The sequence below is a fragment of the Actinomadura livida genome (assembly GCF_014648675.1).
Lineage (GTDB): Bacteria > Actinomycetota > Actinomycetes > Streptosporangiales > Streptosporangiaceae > Spirillospora > Spirillospora livida.
This window is the reverse complement of sequence record NZ_BMRO01000001.1, coordinates 327410-342805: the sequence shown is the minus strand read 5'-3', so window position 1 is coordinate 342805 and position 15396 is coordinate 327410. Positions and strand designations below refer to the sequence as shown.

Annotated in this window: 13 protein-coding genes; 5 read left to right on the top strand and 8 right to left on the bottom strand. The window is 73.7% G+C overall.

Annotated features, from left to right (window positions below):
- Positions 1-120 precede the first annotated feature (120 nt).
- From IEZ03_RS01385 to IEZ03_RS01375, 3 genes are all read right to left on the bottom strand, one after another.
- The gene (locus IEZ03_RS01385) at positions 121-1053 is read right to left on the bottom strand and encodes a ferredoxin family protein (protein ID WP_184882856.1); all 933 of its coding nucleotides are present in this window, start codon (positions 1051-1053) and stop codon (positions 121-123) included.
- 97 nt (positions 1054-1150) lie between these two features.
- Entirely contained in the window at positions 1151-2722 is a 1572-nt protein-coding gene (locus tag IEZ03_RS01380) for a glycerol-3-phosphate dehydrogenase/oxidase (protein WP_184882857.1), read from the bottom strand.
- The gene (locus IEZ03_RS01375; RefSeq protein WP_184882858.1) at positions 2719-3390 is read right to left on the bottom strand and encodes a TetR/AcrR family transcriptional regulator; all 672 of its coding nucleotides are present in this window, start codon (positions 3388-3390) and stop codon (positions 2719-2721) included. The genes IEZ03_RS01380 and IEZ03_RS01375 overlap by 4 nt, the downstream gene beginning before the upstream one ends.
- Before the next feature lie 73 nt (positions 3391-3463).
- Here IEZ03_RS01375 and IEZ03_RS01370 point away from each other — a divergent pair, with 73 nt between their 5' ends.
- The 5 genes from IEZ03_RS01370 to IEZ03_RS01350 all read left to right on the top strand — a co-directional run bounded on the left by IEZ03_RS01370 (position 3464) and on the right by IEZ03_RS01350 (position 10519).
- Positions 3464-5092, top strand: a complete 1629-nt coding sequence (locus IEZ03_RS01370; RefSeq protein WP_184890503.1) for an FAD-binding oxidoreductase — start codon at positions 3464-3466, stop codon at positions 5090-5092.
- Between the two features lie 9 nt (positions 5093-5101).
- The gene (locus tag IEZ03_RS01365) at positions 5102-6031 is read left to right on the top strand and encodes a diacylglycerol/lipid kinase family protein (protein ID WP_184882859.1); all 930 of its coding nucleotides are present in this window, start codon (positions 5102-5104) and stop codon (positions 6029-6031) included.
- A gap of 462 nt (positions 6032-6493) precedes the next feature.
- Complete coding sequence (locus IEZ03_RS01360) at positions 6494-8002, top strand: metallophosphoesterase family protein (RefSeq protein ID WP_229807910.1); 1509 nt, start codon at positions 6494-6496, stop codon at positions 8000-8002.
- A gap of 151 nt (positions 8003-8153) precedes the next feature.
- Positions 8154-8657 (top strand): DUF4234 domain-containing protein, encoded by a 504-nt coding sequence (locus IEZ03_RS01355; protein WP_184882860.1) that lies wholly within the window; start codon positions 8154-8156, stop codon positions 8655-8657.
- Positions 8658-8803: 146 nt separating this feature from the next.
- On the top strand, positions 8804-10519 hold the full coding sequence (locus IEZ03_RS01350) for a bifunctional 3'-5' exonuclease/DNA polymerase (protein ID WP_184882861.1): 1716 nt from the start codon (positions 8804-8806) through the stop codon (positions 10517-10519).
- 20 nt (positions 10520-10539) lie between these two features.
- Here the strand turns inward: IEZ03_RS01350 and IEZ03_RS01345 are convergent, their stop codons facing one another.
- The 5 genes from IEZ03_RS01345 to IEZ03_RS01325 form a co-directional block, all read right to left on the bottom strand.
- Entirely contained in the window at positions 10540-11802 is a 1263-nt protein-coding gene (locus IEZ03_RS01345) for a flavin-dependent oxidoreductase (RefSeq protein ID WP_184882863.1), read from the bottom strand.
- Between the two features lie 116 nt (positions 11803-11918).
- Positions 11919-12755 (bottom strand): ABC transporter ATP-binding protein, encoded by an 837-nt coding sequence (locus IEZ03_RS01340; protein ID WP_184882865.1) that lies wholly within the window; start codon positions 12753-12755, stop codon positions 11919-11921.
- Between the two features lie 55 nt (positions 12756-12810).
- The gene (locus IEZ03_RS01335) at positions 12811-13614 is read right to left on the bottom strand and encodes an ABC transporter permease (protein ID WP_184882867.1); all 804 of its coding nucleotides are present in this window, start codon (positions 13612-13614) and stop codon (positions 12811-12813) included.
- Positions 13611-14387 (bottom strand): ABC transporter permease, encoded by a 777-nt coding sequence (locus IEZ03_RS01330; RefSeq protein WP_184882868.1) that lies wholly within the window; start codon positions 14385-14387, stop codon positions 13611-13613. Before IEZ03_RS01330 ends, IEZ03_RS01335 begins: the two co-directional genes overlap by 4 nt.
- Positions 14384-15370: an ABC transporter substrate-binding protein gene (locus IEZ03_RS01325; protein ID WP_132046881.1), complete on the bottom strand. Its 987-nt coding sequence runs from the start codon at positions 15368-15370 to the stop codon at positions 14384-14386. Before IEZ03_RS01325 ends, IEZ03_RS01330 begins: the two co-directional genes overlap by 4 nt.
- Positions 15371-15396 lie beyond the last annotated feature (26 nt).

Genomic DNA, 15396 nt, shown 5'->3' with positions numbered 1-15396 from the left:
ACATGAAGCCAGAAGCGCCGAATGGTCCAACGTCCAGAGTTGCCGCTCTGTTCCCCGTCCGGTTGCGCCGGAAACCTGGGGACGTGCGACGGGAGACCCTCGAATGGGGCCTCAGAGAGATTACACGAGTGCCGCCGCGTTGAGAAGGGTGAGTTCCCTGACAACGTAGGTTTTCATGTTCTCTCCGCAGTCCGGCCCGCACGGGGACTGTTGCCGGACGCTCTCGACGATGACCCGGTAACGGCTCTCCTGTATGGCAACGACCGCTTCGTACCGAGATGTTCCCCCAGTGACCGACACCACGGTCACCTCGTCCAGTCCGAGGCGCCCGGTGTGCGCGCGGACGAAGTGCTCCGCGGCCTGTGCCGGCTCCGGCGTCCCGCCGCGCCCGCGCAGCCGGTCCAGCGCGACCTCGCCGCGCAGGTAGGCCTCCGCCGCCGTCACCGCGTGGGATTCGTCGAGGTCGCCGTAGTAGAGCCCGTGGGGAAGACATACCAAATTCGCTGCAAATCGGTCACCGCCGACATGGGTGGTTTCCCAGACGAGGCGCTCGAAACGTGCGGTCAGCGTCCGGGCCAGCGGCGCGCCGGTGCGGGCGCAGCAGGCGTTGCGGCGCCCGTGCGTGCAGACCAGCAGCAGCGGCTCGTCCACCCGCTCCCCGAGACCGGGGGACCGGCCCGCGGCCAGCGCGCCCAGGTCGAGCTTCCGCAGCTCCGCGGGATCGGCCAGCTCCCGGCCCTCGATCCAGACCTCGGTGCCGCGCGAGAACGCGGCGTAGACCTGGACGGGCGGGACGCCGCGGCGCCGTCCCGGCCGGCGGATCAGCTGCGGCCGCACGCCGGCCCGCTGCGCGGCGCGCACGGCCTCGGCGATCGGCTCGGGGCGGGCCAGTTCCTCGACGCGCTCCGGCCACGGGCCCGGATGCTCGATGAGCAGCCAGGCGCCCGCCTTGACGGTCGCGCTCGCCAGGCACGGCCGCTCCCCGGTGTGGCTGCCGGGGCAGTGCCCGCAGCCGTTGCCGCGCGTCAAGGAGAACCCCCCGTCGATCTTCATTGATTAGGTAAGGGTAACCTAACGCACGAGGGGCAAACATGGCGGGGCCGGATTCGCCGTTCTGGAAGAACCCCGAGGCGGCGCGGTCAGCGCGGGCTCAGCGCAGGGCGGCGCGCGGCAGCAGCGCCTCCGCGGCCGGCAGCGCCGCCGCCCGGTCCGGTGCGACGAGCCCGATCCGGGTGCGGCGGTCCAGCAGATCGCCGACCTCCAGCGCGCCCTCGTGCCGCACCGCCCAGGCCAGCTCCGCGCCGAGGACCGGCAGCCCCGGGACGACGGGTTCGAGCAGGGCGGGGTCCTCCGCGGCGAGCGCGGTCAGCAGCGGCGCCTCGGTCCCGTACCGCTGGACGAGGCGGGACGGCGCGTCCAGCACGTCCAGGCGGTCCCGCGGGGCCGCGCCGACGAGCGGCAGCCGGGCGGTCCGGCTCGGCGGGGCGTCGAGCCCGGCGGCGCGGGCGGCCGCGTCGACGGCGTCCTGCGCCATCCGCCGGTAGGTGGTGAGCTTGCCGCCGACGATCGTCACGACGCCGTCCGGCGAGGTCAGCACGGCGTGCCGGCGGGAGATGTCGGCGGTGTCGCCGCCCCGGCCGAGGTCCAGCAGGGGCCGCAGCCCGGCGTACGCGCCGATCACGTCGGACCGCCGCACGGGGACGTCCAGCGCCGAGCCGAGGATGTCGAGCAGGAACCCGATCTCGCTCTCGGTCGGCTCGGGCACGTCCGGGATCGGCCCGTCGGCCGCCACGTCGGTCAGGCCCACGTAGACGCGGCCGTCGCCCTGCGGCAGCACCAGCAGGAACCGGCTGGTGGAGCCCGGGACCGGGATCTGCATCCCGGCCGTGAGCCCGCGCAGGGTGTCCGCCCCGACCACGATGTGCGTGCCGCGCGACGGGCGCAGCCGCACCCCGTCCACCAGGCCGCCCGCCCAGACTCCGGCCGCGTTCACCACCGACCGCGCCCGGACGCCGAACTCCCGGCCGGTCAGCTCGTCGCGGACCTGCGCGCCGTCCCCGGTCAGCGCGACCGCCCGGCAGCGGGTGAGGACGCGGGCGCCGAGCCCGGCGGCGGTCCGGGCGAGCGCGGTGACCAGGCGCGCGTCGTCGGTGAGCTGGCCGTCCCACGACAGCAGGCCGCCGCGCAGCCCGTACGGGCGCAGCGGGGGCGCGAGCCGCAGCGTCTCGACCGCCGACAGCCGGCGCGGGCCGGGCAGCACCGACCGCGGGGTGCGCGCGGAGAGCCGCAGCACGTCGCCCGCGCGCACCGCCGCGGCGACGGCCAGCGCGCTGGAGCGGGGCACGGCCGGGGTCATCGGCATCACGAACGGCAGCGCGCGGACGAGGTGCGGGGCGGTGCGGCGCATGAGGACGCCGCGCTCGACCGCGCTCTCGTACGCCACGTCGACCTGCCCGGACCCGAGGTAGCGCAGCCCGCCGTGGATGAGCTTGGAGCTCCACCGGGACGTGCCGAACGCCAGGTCGTGGGCGTCGATCGCGGCGACCGACAAGCCCCGGGACGCGGCGTCCAGCGCGGCGCCCGCGCCCGTCGCGCCGAGGCCGACGACGAGGACGTCCACCACCTCCCCGGGCAGTTCGGCGAGCTCGCGCTCCCGGCGCGCCGCGTTGAGCGAGGTCCCGGGGACCTCGGGGTTCCGTGCGTCGGATTCCGGAGTTTTCACGGCGCGAGCATCCTCTCCAGGATGTGGCGGAGTTCTTCGTCGAAGGCGTCGGAGCCGAGGTCGGGGTCGGTCTCGTCGAGCATCGTCGGCGCCGACAGGACGTAGGACTGGACGACCAGCAGGACCGCCCGCGCCTGCCGGCCCGGATGGTCGCGGCGGATGGTGCCGTCGGCGTGCCCGGCGCGCAGCGCCTCCTCGAACAGCTCCAGGAACACCAGCTGGCTCGCGCCGCAGCGGTCCACGACGTAGGGGAGCAGCAGCTCCGGGTCCACCTCGATGATCTTGCGGAGCAGCGGGTGGTCGCGGAACGTCCGTACCCCGGTGACCAGGCCCGACACGAACCGGGGCCGGACGGGGCGGCCGTCGTCGGGAGGCTGCAGCGAGTCGCCCAGCCCGACCCACTCGCGGGTCATCAGGTCGGCGACGATCGTGCGGACGTCCGGCCAGCGGCGGTACAGCGTCATCCGGGACACGCCGGCGCGGCGGGCGATGTCGGTGAGGGTGGTGCGGCGCACGCCGACGGCGAGCACGCAGTCGCGGGCGGCGTCGAGGACGGTGTCGTCGGCGGTGCGCCCCCCGCCCGCGCCGTCGCGCCCCGCCCCTTCGCGCCCCGCTTGGTGGCGCACCCGGACGGTGCGGCCGGCTTTCTTGTGACGATTCGACGTCATGTGTCACAGTGTAAGCACAGATTCGAGGCCGGCGGCAGGCCGGTGACGGGAGGCGCGGGTGGAGACGCGGGACATGCTGTGGAGCGGCTGGGGCGATCCTGGCCTGGCCGCGCCGCTGCCGGAACCGGTGGCCGGGCTGCTGCGCGACATGCTCGGGGTGCGGCCCGCCGAGCGGCCCCCGGCCGACCTCGACGGCGTCGGGGTACCCGCCTGCCGCCTCGACGACGGCGACCTGACCGCGCTGGCGAAGGTCGTCGGGGACTCCAACGTCCGCGCCGACGCCGAGACGCGCGTCCGGCACACCCGCGGCAAGTCGACGCCCGACCTGCTGCGCATCCGCGCCGGCGAGGCGGCGGACGCGCCCGACGCGGTCGTCCTCCCGGGCTCGCACGACGAGGTCCTCGCCGTGCTGCGGGCCTGCGCGGAGCGCCGGATCGCGGTCGTCCCGTTCGGCGGCGGCACCTCGGTCGTCGGCGGGCTGGCACCCTCGGCCGACGGTGCGGCCGACGGCGCGGGCACCGGCGGCGGCGGGTTCGTCGCGCTCGACCTGCGGCGCATGGACGCCGTCGTCTCGGTCGACGAGACCGCCCGGACGGCCGTCCTGCAGCCCGGCCTGCGCGCCCCGGACGCCGAGGCGCGGCTGGGGGAGCGCGGCTACACCCTCGGGCACTTCCCGCAGTCGTTCGAGTGGGCGTCGATCGGCGGGTTCGCGGCGGCGCGGTCCAGCGGGCAGGCGTCCGCGGGATACGGGCGCTTCGACGACATGGTGGTGGCGCTGACGGTCGCCACCCCGGAGGGGACGCTCGACCTCGGCCGGGCGCCGAAGTCGGCCGCGGGCCCCGACCTGCGGCAGCTCGTCCTCGGCTCCGAGGGCGCGTTCGGTGTGATCACGTCCGTGACCGTGCGGATCCATCCCGTCCCGGAGGCGCGGGAGTACGAGGGCTGGCGGTTCGCGTCGTTCGGCGAGGGCGCGGCCGCGCTGCGCCGGCTCGCCCAGGACGGGCCGCTGCCCGCGGTCCTGCGGCTGTCCGATGAGACCGAGACGGTGGTCGGGCTGGCCGACCCGGCCGCGATCGGAACGCCGGGCGGAGCCGGCGCCTCGGCCGGCTGCCTGGCGGTGCTCGGGTTCGAGGGCACCGCGCGGGGGGTCGCCGGACGGCGGACGGAGGCGGCGGAGGCGCTGCGCGCCGCCGGCGGCGAGCCGCTCGGCACCGGGCCGGGCGAGAAGTGGGCGCACGGCCGGTTCAACGCCCCCTACCTGCGCGACTCGCTGCTGGACGCGGGCGCGTTCGCGGAGACGCTGGAGACCGCCGCGTTCTGGCCGGACGTCCCCCGGCTCTACGACGCCGTCCGGTCCGCGCTGATCGGCGCGCTGTCCGGAGCGGGCACGCCACCGCTGCTGATGTGCCACATCTCGCACGTCTACCCGTCCGGCGCCTCGCTGTACTTCACCGTCGTGTCCGCGCAGGGCGCGGATCCGGTGGCGCACTGGGACGCGGCCAAGCGCGCCGCCAACGACGCGATCATCGACGCGGGCGGAACGATCAGTCATCATCACGGGGTGGGCACCGACCACCGCGACTGGTACGCCCGGGAGATCGGGCCGCTGGGCGCGGCGGTGCTCCGCGCCGTCAAGGAGCGGGTCGATCCGGCCGGGATCATGAACCCGGGCGTGCTCGTCCCGCCGGCCGCAGAGGAGTGAGCACAGGACATGCCCGCCCCTGAGCAAGGTCCGCGCGCGTTCACCGCGATCGTCAACCCGGCGGCGGGCGACTCCGCGTCGGCCTCGTCACTGATCACGCTGGCCCGGCTGCTGCGCGAGGCGGGCGCCGACGTGGCCGTCGAGTACAGCCGCGGCCTCGGCCACGCCCACGACGTCGCCCGCGCCGCCGCCGGAACCGGGCGGGTGGTGCTCGGCGTCGGCGGCGACGGCATGGTCGGCTGCGTCGGCGGCGCCCTGGCCGGCCTGGACACCGGGAGGGACGGCGCCGGGAAGGGGGCGGTGTTCGGCATCGTCCCGGCGGGGCGCGGCAACGACTTCGCGCGGCAGCTCGGCGTCCCGTCCGACCCGGAGGAACTGGCCAAGCTGCTGCTGGAGGGCGAGCCGCGCGCGGTGGACGCCATCGAGGCCAACGGCACGCCCGTGCTCGGCAGCGTCTACGCGGGCGTGGACGCCGTCGCCAACGACAACGCCAACAACACGCGGCTGCTGCGCGGCTCCGCGGCCTACTACGTCGGGGCCCTGCGCGCGATCATCTCGTGGCGCGCCGCCGACTACCTGATCACCGTGGACGGCGAGTCGTTCGCCCGGAAGGGCTACACCGTCGTCGCGGCGAACTCCGGCTACTACGGTTTCGGCAAGCACATCGCGCCGGACGCCCGCGTGGACGACGGGCTGCTCGACGTCGTCCTCATCCGGAGCGCGCCGAAGAAGCTGTTCTTCTCCGTGATGCGGGAGCTGGAGGACGGGTCGCACGTGCGCCGGCCGGAGGTCGAGGTCATGCGGGGCCGCGAGGTGCGGATCGAGCTGACCGGGCCGCCCGGCAGGACGCTCCCGTACGGCGCGGACGGCGAGCTGCCGGGGGTGCTGCCGGTCACCGCACGGGTGATGCCCGGCGCGCTCCGCGTGCTGGCCCCCTGACCCCTCGCATCCTGACCCCCGGGCATCCGCCGCTGACCTGCGGGAACGCGTGTCCCCGAGTTGGCCATGATGTTTGGGTCCGTTTACGCCCGCATTACGGCTCCTCGGATAGCGTCAGTTACGTCCCGCTTAGGGACCGTTGGGGCCGTCTGCGGACGGGGTCATGAGAAGGCGACTGCTCGCCGTTCTGGGGGGACTCATGACCACCCGCGGGCGCCCTCGTCGTGGTGGCGCCGGCGTCTCTGGGGGTGGCGTCGGCGTCCACCACGCACACGCACTCCCCGCCGAAGCCCCGCGCCCGCGAAGATCACACGCCGGGCTCCGGCAAGTCGCTTGACGGCCGAGATCGCCTCCGGCCAGGCTGTGCGGACCCCTACCCGAGCCTTTCGCCACGGCAGGCTGCCCGGAGCCTGCGCGCGGACACGCGCCGGACGGAACGGCTCACCCCCGGAGGCGTCCCCTGTGAGTGCCGAGGAGTACCCCGACAACTCGCGCACCTCAGAGGCGGGCGCCGGATGGGTCTGCCAGAAACCCGGCACGTTCCGCGACCTGCTGCCCGAGCGCGTCCCCGACTTCTCCTGGCGCCGCCCCAGGGTGCTGTGGCGCTCCCGGAACGACGTGGTGGCGCACCTGTTCGGCGATCCCTCGAACGCGATCCGCCGCCGCTGCGTCGCCGCGCTGCGCGAGCGGGGCACGCCGGCCGCGTTCACCGTCCACCGCGCCGAGCCCGAGTTCTCGTTCGCCCTGCTCGGCGACACCGGCGAGGGCGACCGGTCGCAGTACGCCGTCGTACCGCCGCTGCTGAACGCCGCCGCCGGCACCGACTTCATGATCATCGCCAGCGACGTGATCTACCCGGCGGGCGACGCGGACCAGTACCCGGGCAAGTTCTTCCGCCCCTACAAGGACTATCCGGCCCCCATCTACGCCATCCCCGGCAACCACGACTGGTACGACGGCCTGCGCGGCTTCCTGCACGTCTTCTGCGACCTGGACACGGACTGCTCCCCGCCGCCGTGGCGCGGCCCGCTCTCCTTCCTGCCCCGCCTGCTGTGGCGCTCGCCGGGCGAGGTGGACGCCGCCGCGCTGGAGGAGGCCCGCCGCCGGTACCGGGGCGCGCCTGGCCAGCGGTCCGTCCAGCCGGGCCCGTACTGGGCGATCGACACGCCGTCGCTGCGCGTCATCGGCGTCGACACCGGCATCACGGGCACGATCGACCGCGGCCAGGGCCGCTGGCTGCGGGAGGTCTCCGCTGGTCCGAAACCCAAGCTGCTCGTGACCGGAAAACCGCTGTACGTGGACGACGAACACCGGCCGGGGAAGATCGAGGGCGGCGGGACCGTGGACGAGATCGTCCGGGACCCGGCCCACAACTACGTGGCCGCGATCGGCGGCGACATCCACAACTACCAGCGCTACCCGATCGAGACCGGCGACGGGCGGACGATCCAGTACGTCGTCTCCGGCGGCGGGGGCGCGTTCATGCACGCCACCCACACGATCCCGCGGACCCGCGTGGTCGAGGAGGACCGGTTCCGCTGCTACCCGCTGCGCGGCGACTCCCTGTCCCGCTACAGCAAGCTGTACGGCCGCTGGCTGCGGCTGCCGAAGCTCTTCGAGCTGACCCCGGAGGAGGCCACGGCCGCCGTCCGGCGCAGGCTCGGCATCCGGCCGGCCCGCGGATACGACGGCCCCGGTCCGTCCCTGCGCGCCCGCTTCGTCGCGGCGCTCCTGGGCGTCCCGCGCGGCGGCCGGCACCGCCCGCGCTTCCTCCGGGCCCCCGTGCACAAGCTGCCGCAGCGCTTCCGCTCGGAACTGGCCGACTGGGACGACCCGCCGTTCTTCAAGAGCTTCCTGCGCGTGGACGTGACCGAGTCGCAGTTGAGGATCCGCTGCCACGCCGCCACCGGCTGCGGCGACCAGGAGACCAACCCGCCGTGTGAGGACGAGGTCGTCATCCCCTTGCGCTGACCCGCGGTTTGGAGAATCACCCGAAACGCTGGCGAAGGTGGCGTTCCGGCAGCACGAGGGGCTGGCGGCCCGTTACAGTCGTGGCTCGTCAGACGGGTGAACGGTAACAGCGGTCGGCCGGAAAAGACCGCGTCCCACAGGAAGAGCACCAATGAGTTACCCACAGCAGGGTCAGGGCCAGTACTACCAGCAGCAGGTCCACCAGGGCGGTCACGCGCCCGTCCACCAGCAGCAGCAGGCACCCGTCGCCGTGGGCGCCGGGTCCAACATGAAGCGCCGCAACCCCGTCGGCGCCTGGCTCGGCCTGCCGCTCATCACCTTCGGCATCTACGGGCTCGTGTGGTTCTACAAGGTCCACAGCGAGCTGCACGCGTACGACCGGCGCATCGGCGACTCCTCGGTCAACGCGCTGCTGTCGATGCTCTTCGGCGCGGTCACGCTCGGCATCTGGCCGCTGGTCGTGTTCGTCAAGCTCGGCGGGCGCATCGCCGCCGCGCAGCGCGCCGCCGGCCTCCCCGCGAGCTGCAGCGGCGGCATCGGGTTCCTGCTCGGCATCTTCGGCTTCGGAGTCCTCTACTACCAGATCCAGCTCAACAAGGTCGTCGACCGCTACGGCGCCACCCCGCCCGGCCAGCAGGTGTCGCTCGTCGCCTGATCCTCGCCGCCTGATCCACCGGGATCGACCCCAGGGGCTACGGCCCTGGCCCCCCGCTGAAGATCCCAGAGGACCCCTCCGCCCCACCCGTCGCGGAGGGGTCTTCGCATGCGCGCCGTGTCGGTGGCGCGCGCCAGAATGAGCCCGTGAAGGTCGCTGTGGCGGTGGGGGCGCGCGGCGGGGGAGCGCTCCGGCCCCTCGCCGAGGACGGGACGCCCGCGGGGCCCGTCCAGCACGTCCCCGACCTCGTCGCGGCCATCGGCGAGCGGGAGCGGGCCGAGTCGCCGCGATGGGTGTGGCCGTCCACCGCCGGGCTCTACCCCCGGCTGCTGGACGCGGGCGTGCGGGTGGGGCGCTGCCACGACCTGGAACTGGTCGAGAGCCTTCTGCTCGGCCACGCCGGACGGTACGGGGAGCCGCGCTCGGTGCGGGCGGCGTGGGCGCGCTCGCGCGGGGAGCCGGTGCCCGCGGACGCACCGCCGCGGGAGAAGCCGGCGCAGGCGTCGCTCTTCGACGACGATGAGAGGGACGAGCCCGCCGACGACATCGAGCAGGTCGTCGCCGTGCACGCCGAGCAGCAGCGCGCCGTCGCCGGGCTGAACGACGGGCCGGGGGCCGGCGGGCGGTTCGCGCTGCTCGCGGCGGCGGAGTCGGCCGGGGCGCTGGCCGCGGCCGAGATGGGGCACGACGGGCTGCCCTGGTCGGCGGCCGAGCACAACGCGCTGCTCACCGAACTGCTCGGGCCGCGGCCCTCCGGCGGCCTGCGTCCCCGCAGGCTCCAGGACCTCGCCGACCGCATCAGCGCCGCGTTCGGCCCGCGCACGCACGTCAACCCCGACTCCCCGGCGCAGCTCCTCAAGGCGTTCGCGTCGGCCGGGCATCCGATCCCCTCGACGCGCGCGCACGTGCTGAAGGGCGTCGACCATCCCGCGGTGCCGCTGCTGCTGGAGTACAAGGAGCTCGCGCGCCTGCACACCGCGCACGGCTGGGCCTGGCTGGACACCTGGGTGAGCGGTGGACGGTTCCGCCCCGAGTACGTGGCCGGCGGGGTGGTGTCGGGCCGGTGGGCGACGAGCGGCGGGGGCGCCCTGCAGATCCCGCGCGTCCTGCGCAGGGCCGTCGTCGCCGATCCCGGCTGGTCGCTCGTCGTCGCGGACGCGGCCCAGCTCGAACCCCGGGTGCTGGCGGCCCTCGCGGGCGACCGCGCGTTCGCCGAGGCCGCCGCCCACGGCGACCTCTACGCGGCCCTCTCCGGCGCCTTCGACGCCGAGCCGGCGGCGGTGGAGGACGGCATGAGCGCGCGCGACAAGGCCAAGCTCGCGCTGCTGTCCGCCATGTACGGCGGCGGGACGGGCGAGGCCGTGCGGCTCCTCGCCGTCCTGCGGAACCGGTTCCCCGACGCGTTCGAGTACGTCGAGACCGCCGCGCGGGCCGGGGAGCGCGGGCGGCTCGTCCGGTCCCGGCTGGGGCGCACCTGCCCGCCGCCGTCGGCCGGCTGGCGCGAGCTGACCGCCGCGGGCGACGACGGCCCGCTCGCCGAGCGGCGGAGCCCGGCCGCGCAGGCGCTGCGCAGCCGGGGCCGCTTCACCCGCAACTTCGTCGTCCAGGCGACCGCCGCCGACTGGGCGCTCGCCCTGCTCGCCTCACTGCGCCGCCGCCTCACCGCCCTCGGCTCCGGCCCCCGCCTGGTGTTCTTCCAGCACGACGAGGTCATCGTGCACACCCCGGCGGAGCTGGCCGCGGACGTCGCCGCCGCCGTCCGCGCCTCGGCCGAGGAGGCGCGGCGGCTCCTCTTCGGCGACACCCCCGTCGTGTTCCCCATGGGGATCGCGGTCGTGGACCGCTACGCCGACGCCAAGTGACCCGAGCGTCCGGCGCGCGCTCAGCCGGCGATCGTGTAGGACGCGCGGGTGTTGAGGGCGTCGACGTCGTCGAAGGACGTCAGCCGGTAGGCGCCGCTGATGGTCTCCAGCTCGTTCGGCGCCAGGACGTCCTCGATGGCCTTGAAACCGCGCGGTGCGCGCTCGCTGACCGTCTGCAGGATCCGGTCGGCGGGCATGTCGCGGCAGGCCAGCACGATGGCGTTGACCGTTTCGCGGCGCTCCCGCTCGTAGGCGAGCAGGCCCTCGGCGGGGTCGGCGGCCCGGACCAGCTCGTGCGCCAGGACGCGGGCGTCCAGCACGGCCTGGGACCCGCCGTTCGACCCGATCGGGTACATCGGGTGGGCGGCGTCGCCGAGCAGGGTCACCCGGCCGGACGTCCAGCGGTCCAGGGGATCGCGGTCGACCATCGGGTACTCGAGGATCTCCGCCGAGCCGGACAGCATCGCCGGGATGTCGAGCCAGTCGAACTTCCAGTCGGCGAAGTGGGGGAGCACGTCCTCCAGGCGGCCCGTCCGGTTCCAGTCCGCGGTCTCCTCCAGCTGGTCGTCCGTGAGCCTGACCTCGGCCACCCAGTTCAGCAGCGCACTGCCCCGGCGCTCGGCGCGCATGGAGATCGGGTAGACGACCATCTTGGACGCGGCGTTGCTGCCCGCGATGGCCAGCGTCCGCCCGGTGAGGAACGGCTCGCCCTCGGTGACGCCGCGCCACATCCTGATCCCGTTCCACAGCGGCGCCTTCTCGCCCGGGTTCAGCTGGGCCCGGACCGCGGAGTGCAGGCCGTCCGCGCCGATCAGGACGTCGGCGGTGACGGTGTCGGCGGTGCCGGACGCGCGGTCGCGCAGCCGCGCCCGCACGCTCTCCCCGTCCTGCTCGAAGCCCTCGAACACGGTCCCGGTGCGGACGGCGCTCTCGCCGAGCCGCGCCAGGACGGCGTCCAGCAGCATCATCTGCAGTTCGCCGCGGTGGATGGAGTACTGCGGCCAGCGGTAGCCGAGCGCACGTCCTCGCGGCTCGGCCCAGATCCGGCCGCCGTACCGGTCGAAGTGCACCGTCTCGGCCGTGGGGACGCCGGTCTCGGCGAGGTCGTCGCCGAGACCCAGCTCGGTGAGCTCCCGGACGGCGTGCGGGAGCAGGTTGATGCCGACGCCGAGCGGCCGCAGCCGGACGGCGGAGTCGACGACGAGCGCCTCGACGCCGGCCTCGTGCAGGCTCAGGGCGGTGGTGAGCCCGCCGATCCCCGCACCCACGATGAGTACGCGCATGAATCGCCCTCCCCTTGTGCGGGCAGGCGGGGCCGATGCGATGGCGGCCCCGTCCGCCCCGGTCTCGTTCCTCCGCCGCCGCGCGCGGCGGCGGTTCGTGCGGTGTGAGCCGTCCGTCAGGGAGCCGGTTTCGCGCCGGCGCCCTTGGCCTCCGCCACCCCGGCCGGCTGCGCGCCGACGGGGGCCGCGCCCGGCACCCGCGCGCCGCCGCGGACCAGCCGCCCGACCTCGGCCCGCAGCTGGACGAACTCCGGCAGCCCGCGGGTGTCGATCTGGTCGCGGACGGACGGCAGCCCGACGGGCAGGTCGGCGTGCACCCGGGCGGGCGAGCGGTTCAGGACGACGACCCGGTCACCGACGTAGACGCTCTCGTCGATGTCGTGGGTGACCAGCAGGATCGTCATCTTCTCCGTGCGGTGCACCTGGAGGACGAGGTCCTCCAGGTCCTCCCGGGTCTGCGCGTCCACGGAGCCGAACGGCTCGTCCATCAGCAGCAGCGACGGGCGGTAGGCCAGCGCCCGCGCGATCGACACGCGCTGCTGCATGCCGCCGGACAGCTGCCACGGGTACTTGCGCCCCGCGTCGTGGAGGCCCACCGACTCCAGGGCCTCCTCCGCGGCGGCCCGCCGCTCCGAGCGCGACTTCCCGCGCCGGCGCAGCGGCAGCGCCACGTTGTCGCGGACGCTCAGCCAGGGGAACAGCGAGCGGCTGTAGTCCTGGAACACGACCGCGAGGTCGTCGGGCACGCCGTTGATCGGCCTGCCGTCCAGGGTCAGCCGCCCGCCGGTCGGCTGGATCAGCCCGGCGATGCAGCGCAGCAGCGTCGACTTGCCGCAGCCGGACGGCCCGACGATGCTGACCAGCTGCCCGTCCGGGACGGTGAGGTCGAGGCCGTCGAGTACCTTGAGCCCGTCTCCTCCGTAGGAGTGGGTGAGGCCGGTTATCTGAAGCATCACGGCCACCTTTTCTGTGTGTACGTCATGAGGGTCGTCAGCGTGGGGGCGTCGGTCAAGTCGCGAGCCGCTGCGCACCGATGTGCCAGGCCAGCAGGCGGCGCTCCAGGAGCATGAACACGGCGTTGAACACGAAGCCGAGGATGCCCAGCATGACGATGCCGGCCCACATCCGGGGCAGCTCGAACGAGCGCTGGGCGCCGAGGAGCTCGGAGCCGATGCCCGCGGTGCTGCCGAACAGCTCGGAGATGACCATGAGGATCAGCGCGAACGACAGCGCGACCCGCAGCCCCGCGAAGATCTTCGGCGCCGCTCCGGGGAGGATGATGGTCACCAGCCGGCGGAACCGGCCGACGCCGAACACCCTGGCCGTCTCCAGCTGCAGGGACTCCACGGTGCGGACACCGTCGCATGTGTTGAGCAGCACCGGCCACACCACGCCGAACGCGATCGTGACGATCTGCATGGTGGAGCCGAGCTGGAACACGATGATGAAGAACGGCAGCAGCGTCGGCGGCGGCACCGCGCGCAGGAACTCCAGCACCGGGCTCGCCATGTCGTAGAGGACCTGCGACCGTCCGATCGCCGCGCCCAGCACGACGCCGGCGGCGCCCGCCGCGCCCCACCCGATGAACAGGTGGGTGAGGCTGGTGGAGAAGTCGTCCGTGGCGTTCTCCGTGAGGAACAGGCTGGACGCGGGCCCGGAGAACCACAGCTCGTGCAGCGCCTGGGCGATCCGGGTCGGCGGCGGGAAGTAGGTCTCGTTCACCGCCCGGGTGACGACCTCCCACAGCACGAAGACCAGGGCGACGAGCCAGGCGCGCTCGACGAATCCGCGGAGCGCCTTGAGGATCCTCATGCGATCGCCTCCACCTTCGCGGAGTGCCACCGGAACGCGACCCGTTCCAGCCCGAGCAGGGCCAGGTTTGCCAGCAGCCCGAGGACACCGGCCCAGACCGCTCCGGCCAGGAGCAGGTCCGTGCGGCCGCCGCCGGCCTGCGTGGAGCTGAGGTAGATGCCGACGCCGTTGATCCCGCCGGCCAGCAGCTCGGTGCTGACCACGACGATGAGGGCGACGGAGGCGGCGATGCGGACGCCGGTGGTGATGAACGGCGCGGCGCTCGGCAGCGAGACGCGCCACAGCACCGACGGCGTCCCGAACCCGAAGCTGCGCAGGCTGTCCTTCGCGACCGGGTCGACGTCGCGGAGCGCGTACAGGGTGTTGATGAGGATCGGCCACAGGCACGCGTAGAAGATCAGCGACATCTTCATCTGCGTCGGGTCCGCGAACAGGATGATGGCGAGCGGGATCAGCGCGACCGAGGGAATGGGCCGCATGAGTTCGACGAGCGCGCGGGCGGCGGTGCCCAGCAGCGGTACCGAGCCGAGCAGGACGCCCAGCGGGACCGCCACGAGCACCGCCAGCGCGAGCCCGCCGAACCACGCCTGAAGCGTCGCCGCGACGTCGGCGAGGAACTTCCCGTCGACGGCGAGCTTCGCGGCCTCCCCCAGAACGGTCGTCGCCGGGGGGAGGGCGGACGCGTCCACGAGGCCGGTACGGCTCACGACCTCGAGGAGTGCGACCGCACCGGCCACCCCGGCGGCGCCGAAGACGATGCGGCGAAAACTCATGCGGCGGATTCGGCGATGAACTGCTTCACGTCGATCTTCTCTTCGACGTAGCCGAACTGGAGCATCACGTCCGCCACGCGCTGGAGCCTGGTGGCGTTCAGCGTGGTCGGGAACGTGCCGTAGCTCATGGTCGAGGCGACCTCTTCGTTGATGCCCTTGGCGTAGGTCGGCAGGGTGTCCTGCACGAGCTTACGGTCGGCCGCCATGCCCTGGGCCTTCTGCAGCGCGCGCTGGAACGCGGCGGTCGTCTTCGGGTGCTCCTGGATGAACTTCTCGGTGGCGGCGTAGCCGGCGATCGGGAAGTCGGCGGTGGGGCCGCTGGACAGGTCGGAGACCATGCGGGCGCCCAGCGTCTTCTGCATCTGGGTGCCGAACGGCTCGATCGCCTGGACGGCCTCGACGCTCTTGGACTTCAGAGCCTGCTCCATGGCGGGCGGGGGGACCTCGACGAAGTTCTTGTCCTCGTCGAACTCGACGCCCTGCGGCTTGCCGGCGGCGCGGACCAGCAGCGTGCTGATGTTGCGGCGCGTGTTGACGCCGATCTTCTTGCCCTCGAGGTCCTTGATCGTGCGGTACGGGGAGTCCTTGCGGACCATCAGGGTGTGGGTCTTCGAGGCGCTCTGGAATCCCTCGGCGACGATCTTGGGCTTGAAGCCCGGGTCCTTGACGCCGGCGGTCAGCAGCGAGACGTAGTTGCCGAAGCTGAAGTCCAGGCGGCCGCTCTTGAGCAGCGGGATGCCGGCGGCGCCGCCCTGGATCACCTGCGTCTTGACGTTCAGGCCCTCGGCCTTGAACAGGCCCTTGTCGATGGCGATCTGCACGGGGGCGGTGTCGGCGACGGTCATGGTGCCGAGGGTGATATCGGTCTTCTCCAGGCCGTTGGCCGAGGATCCCTCGTCGGAGTCGCCGCAGGCGACGACGGTGAGCCCGAGCGCGATGGCCAGTGCGCCGCCGAGGAAGGTGCGGCGGTGGGAAGCAGACATGATCAATGCTCCATTTGCGGGGGAAG

What these genes read in the sequence shown, in the direction of transcription:
- IEZ03_RS01355 (WP_184882860.1), top strand. Translation starts at nt 8,154, where the DNA reads ATGAGTTACCCACAGCAGGGTCAGGGCCAGTACTACCAGCAGCAGGTC.
- IEZ03_RS01370 (WP_184890503.1), top strand. Translation starts at nt 3,464, where the DNA reads ATGCTGTGGAGCGGCTGGGGCGATCCTGGCCTGGCCGCGCCGCTGCCG.
- IEZ03_RS01325 (WP_132046881.1), bottom strand. Translation starts at nt 15,370, where the DNA reads ATGTCTGCTTCCCACCGCCGCACCTTCCTCGGCGGCGCACTGGCCATC.
- IEZ03_RS01340 (WP_184882865.1), bottom strand. Translation starts at nt 12,755, where the DNA reads ATGCTTCAGATAACCGGCCTCACCCACTCCTACGGAGGAGACGGGCTC.
- IEZ03_RS01345 (WP_184882863.1), bottom strand. Translation starts at nt 11,802, where the DNA reads ATGCGCGTACTCATCGTGGGTGCGGGGATCGGCGGGCTCACCACCGCC.
- IEZ03_RS01375 (WP_184882858.1), bottom strand. Translation starts at nt 3,390, where the DNA reads ATGACGTCGAATCGTCACAAGAAAGCCGGCCGCACCGTCCGGGTGCGC.
- IEZ03_RS01330 (WP_184882868.1), bottom strand. Translation starts at nt 14,387, where the DNA reads ATGAGTTTTCGCCGCATCGTCTTCGGCGCCGCCGGGGTGGCCGGTGCG.
- IEZ03_RS01365 (WP_184882859.1), top strand. Translation starts at nt 5,102, where the DNA reads ATGCCCGCCCCTGAGCAAGGTCCGCGCGCGTTCACCGCGATCGTCAAC.
- IEZ03_RS01335 (WP_184882867.1), bottom strand. Translation starts at nt 13,614, where the DNA reads ATGAGGATCCTCAAGGCGCTCCGCGGATTCGTCGAGCGCGCCTGGCTC.
- IEZ03_RS01385 (WP_184882856.1), bottom strand. Translation starts at nt 1,053, where the DNA reads ATGAAGATCGACGGGGGGTTCTCCTTGACGCGCGGCAACGGCTGCGGG.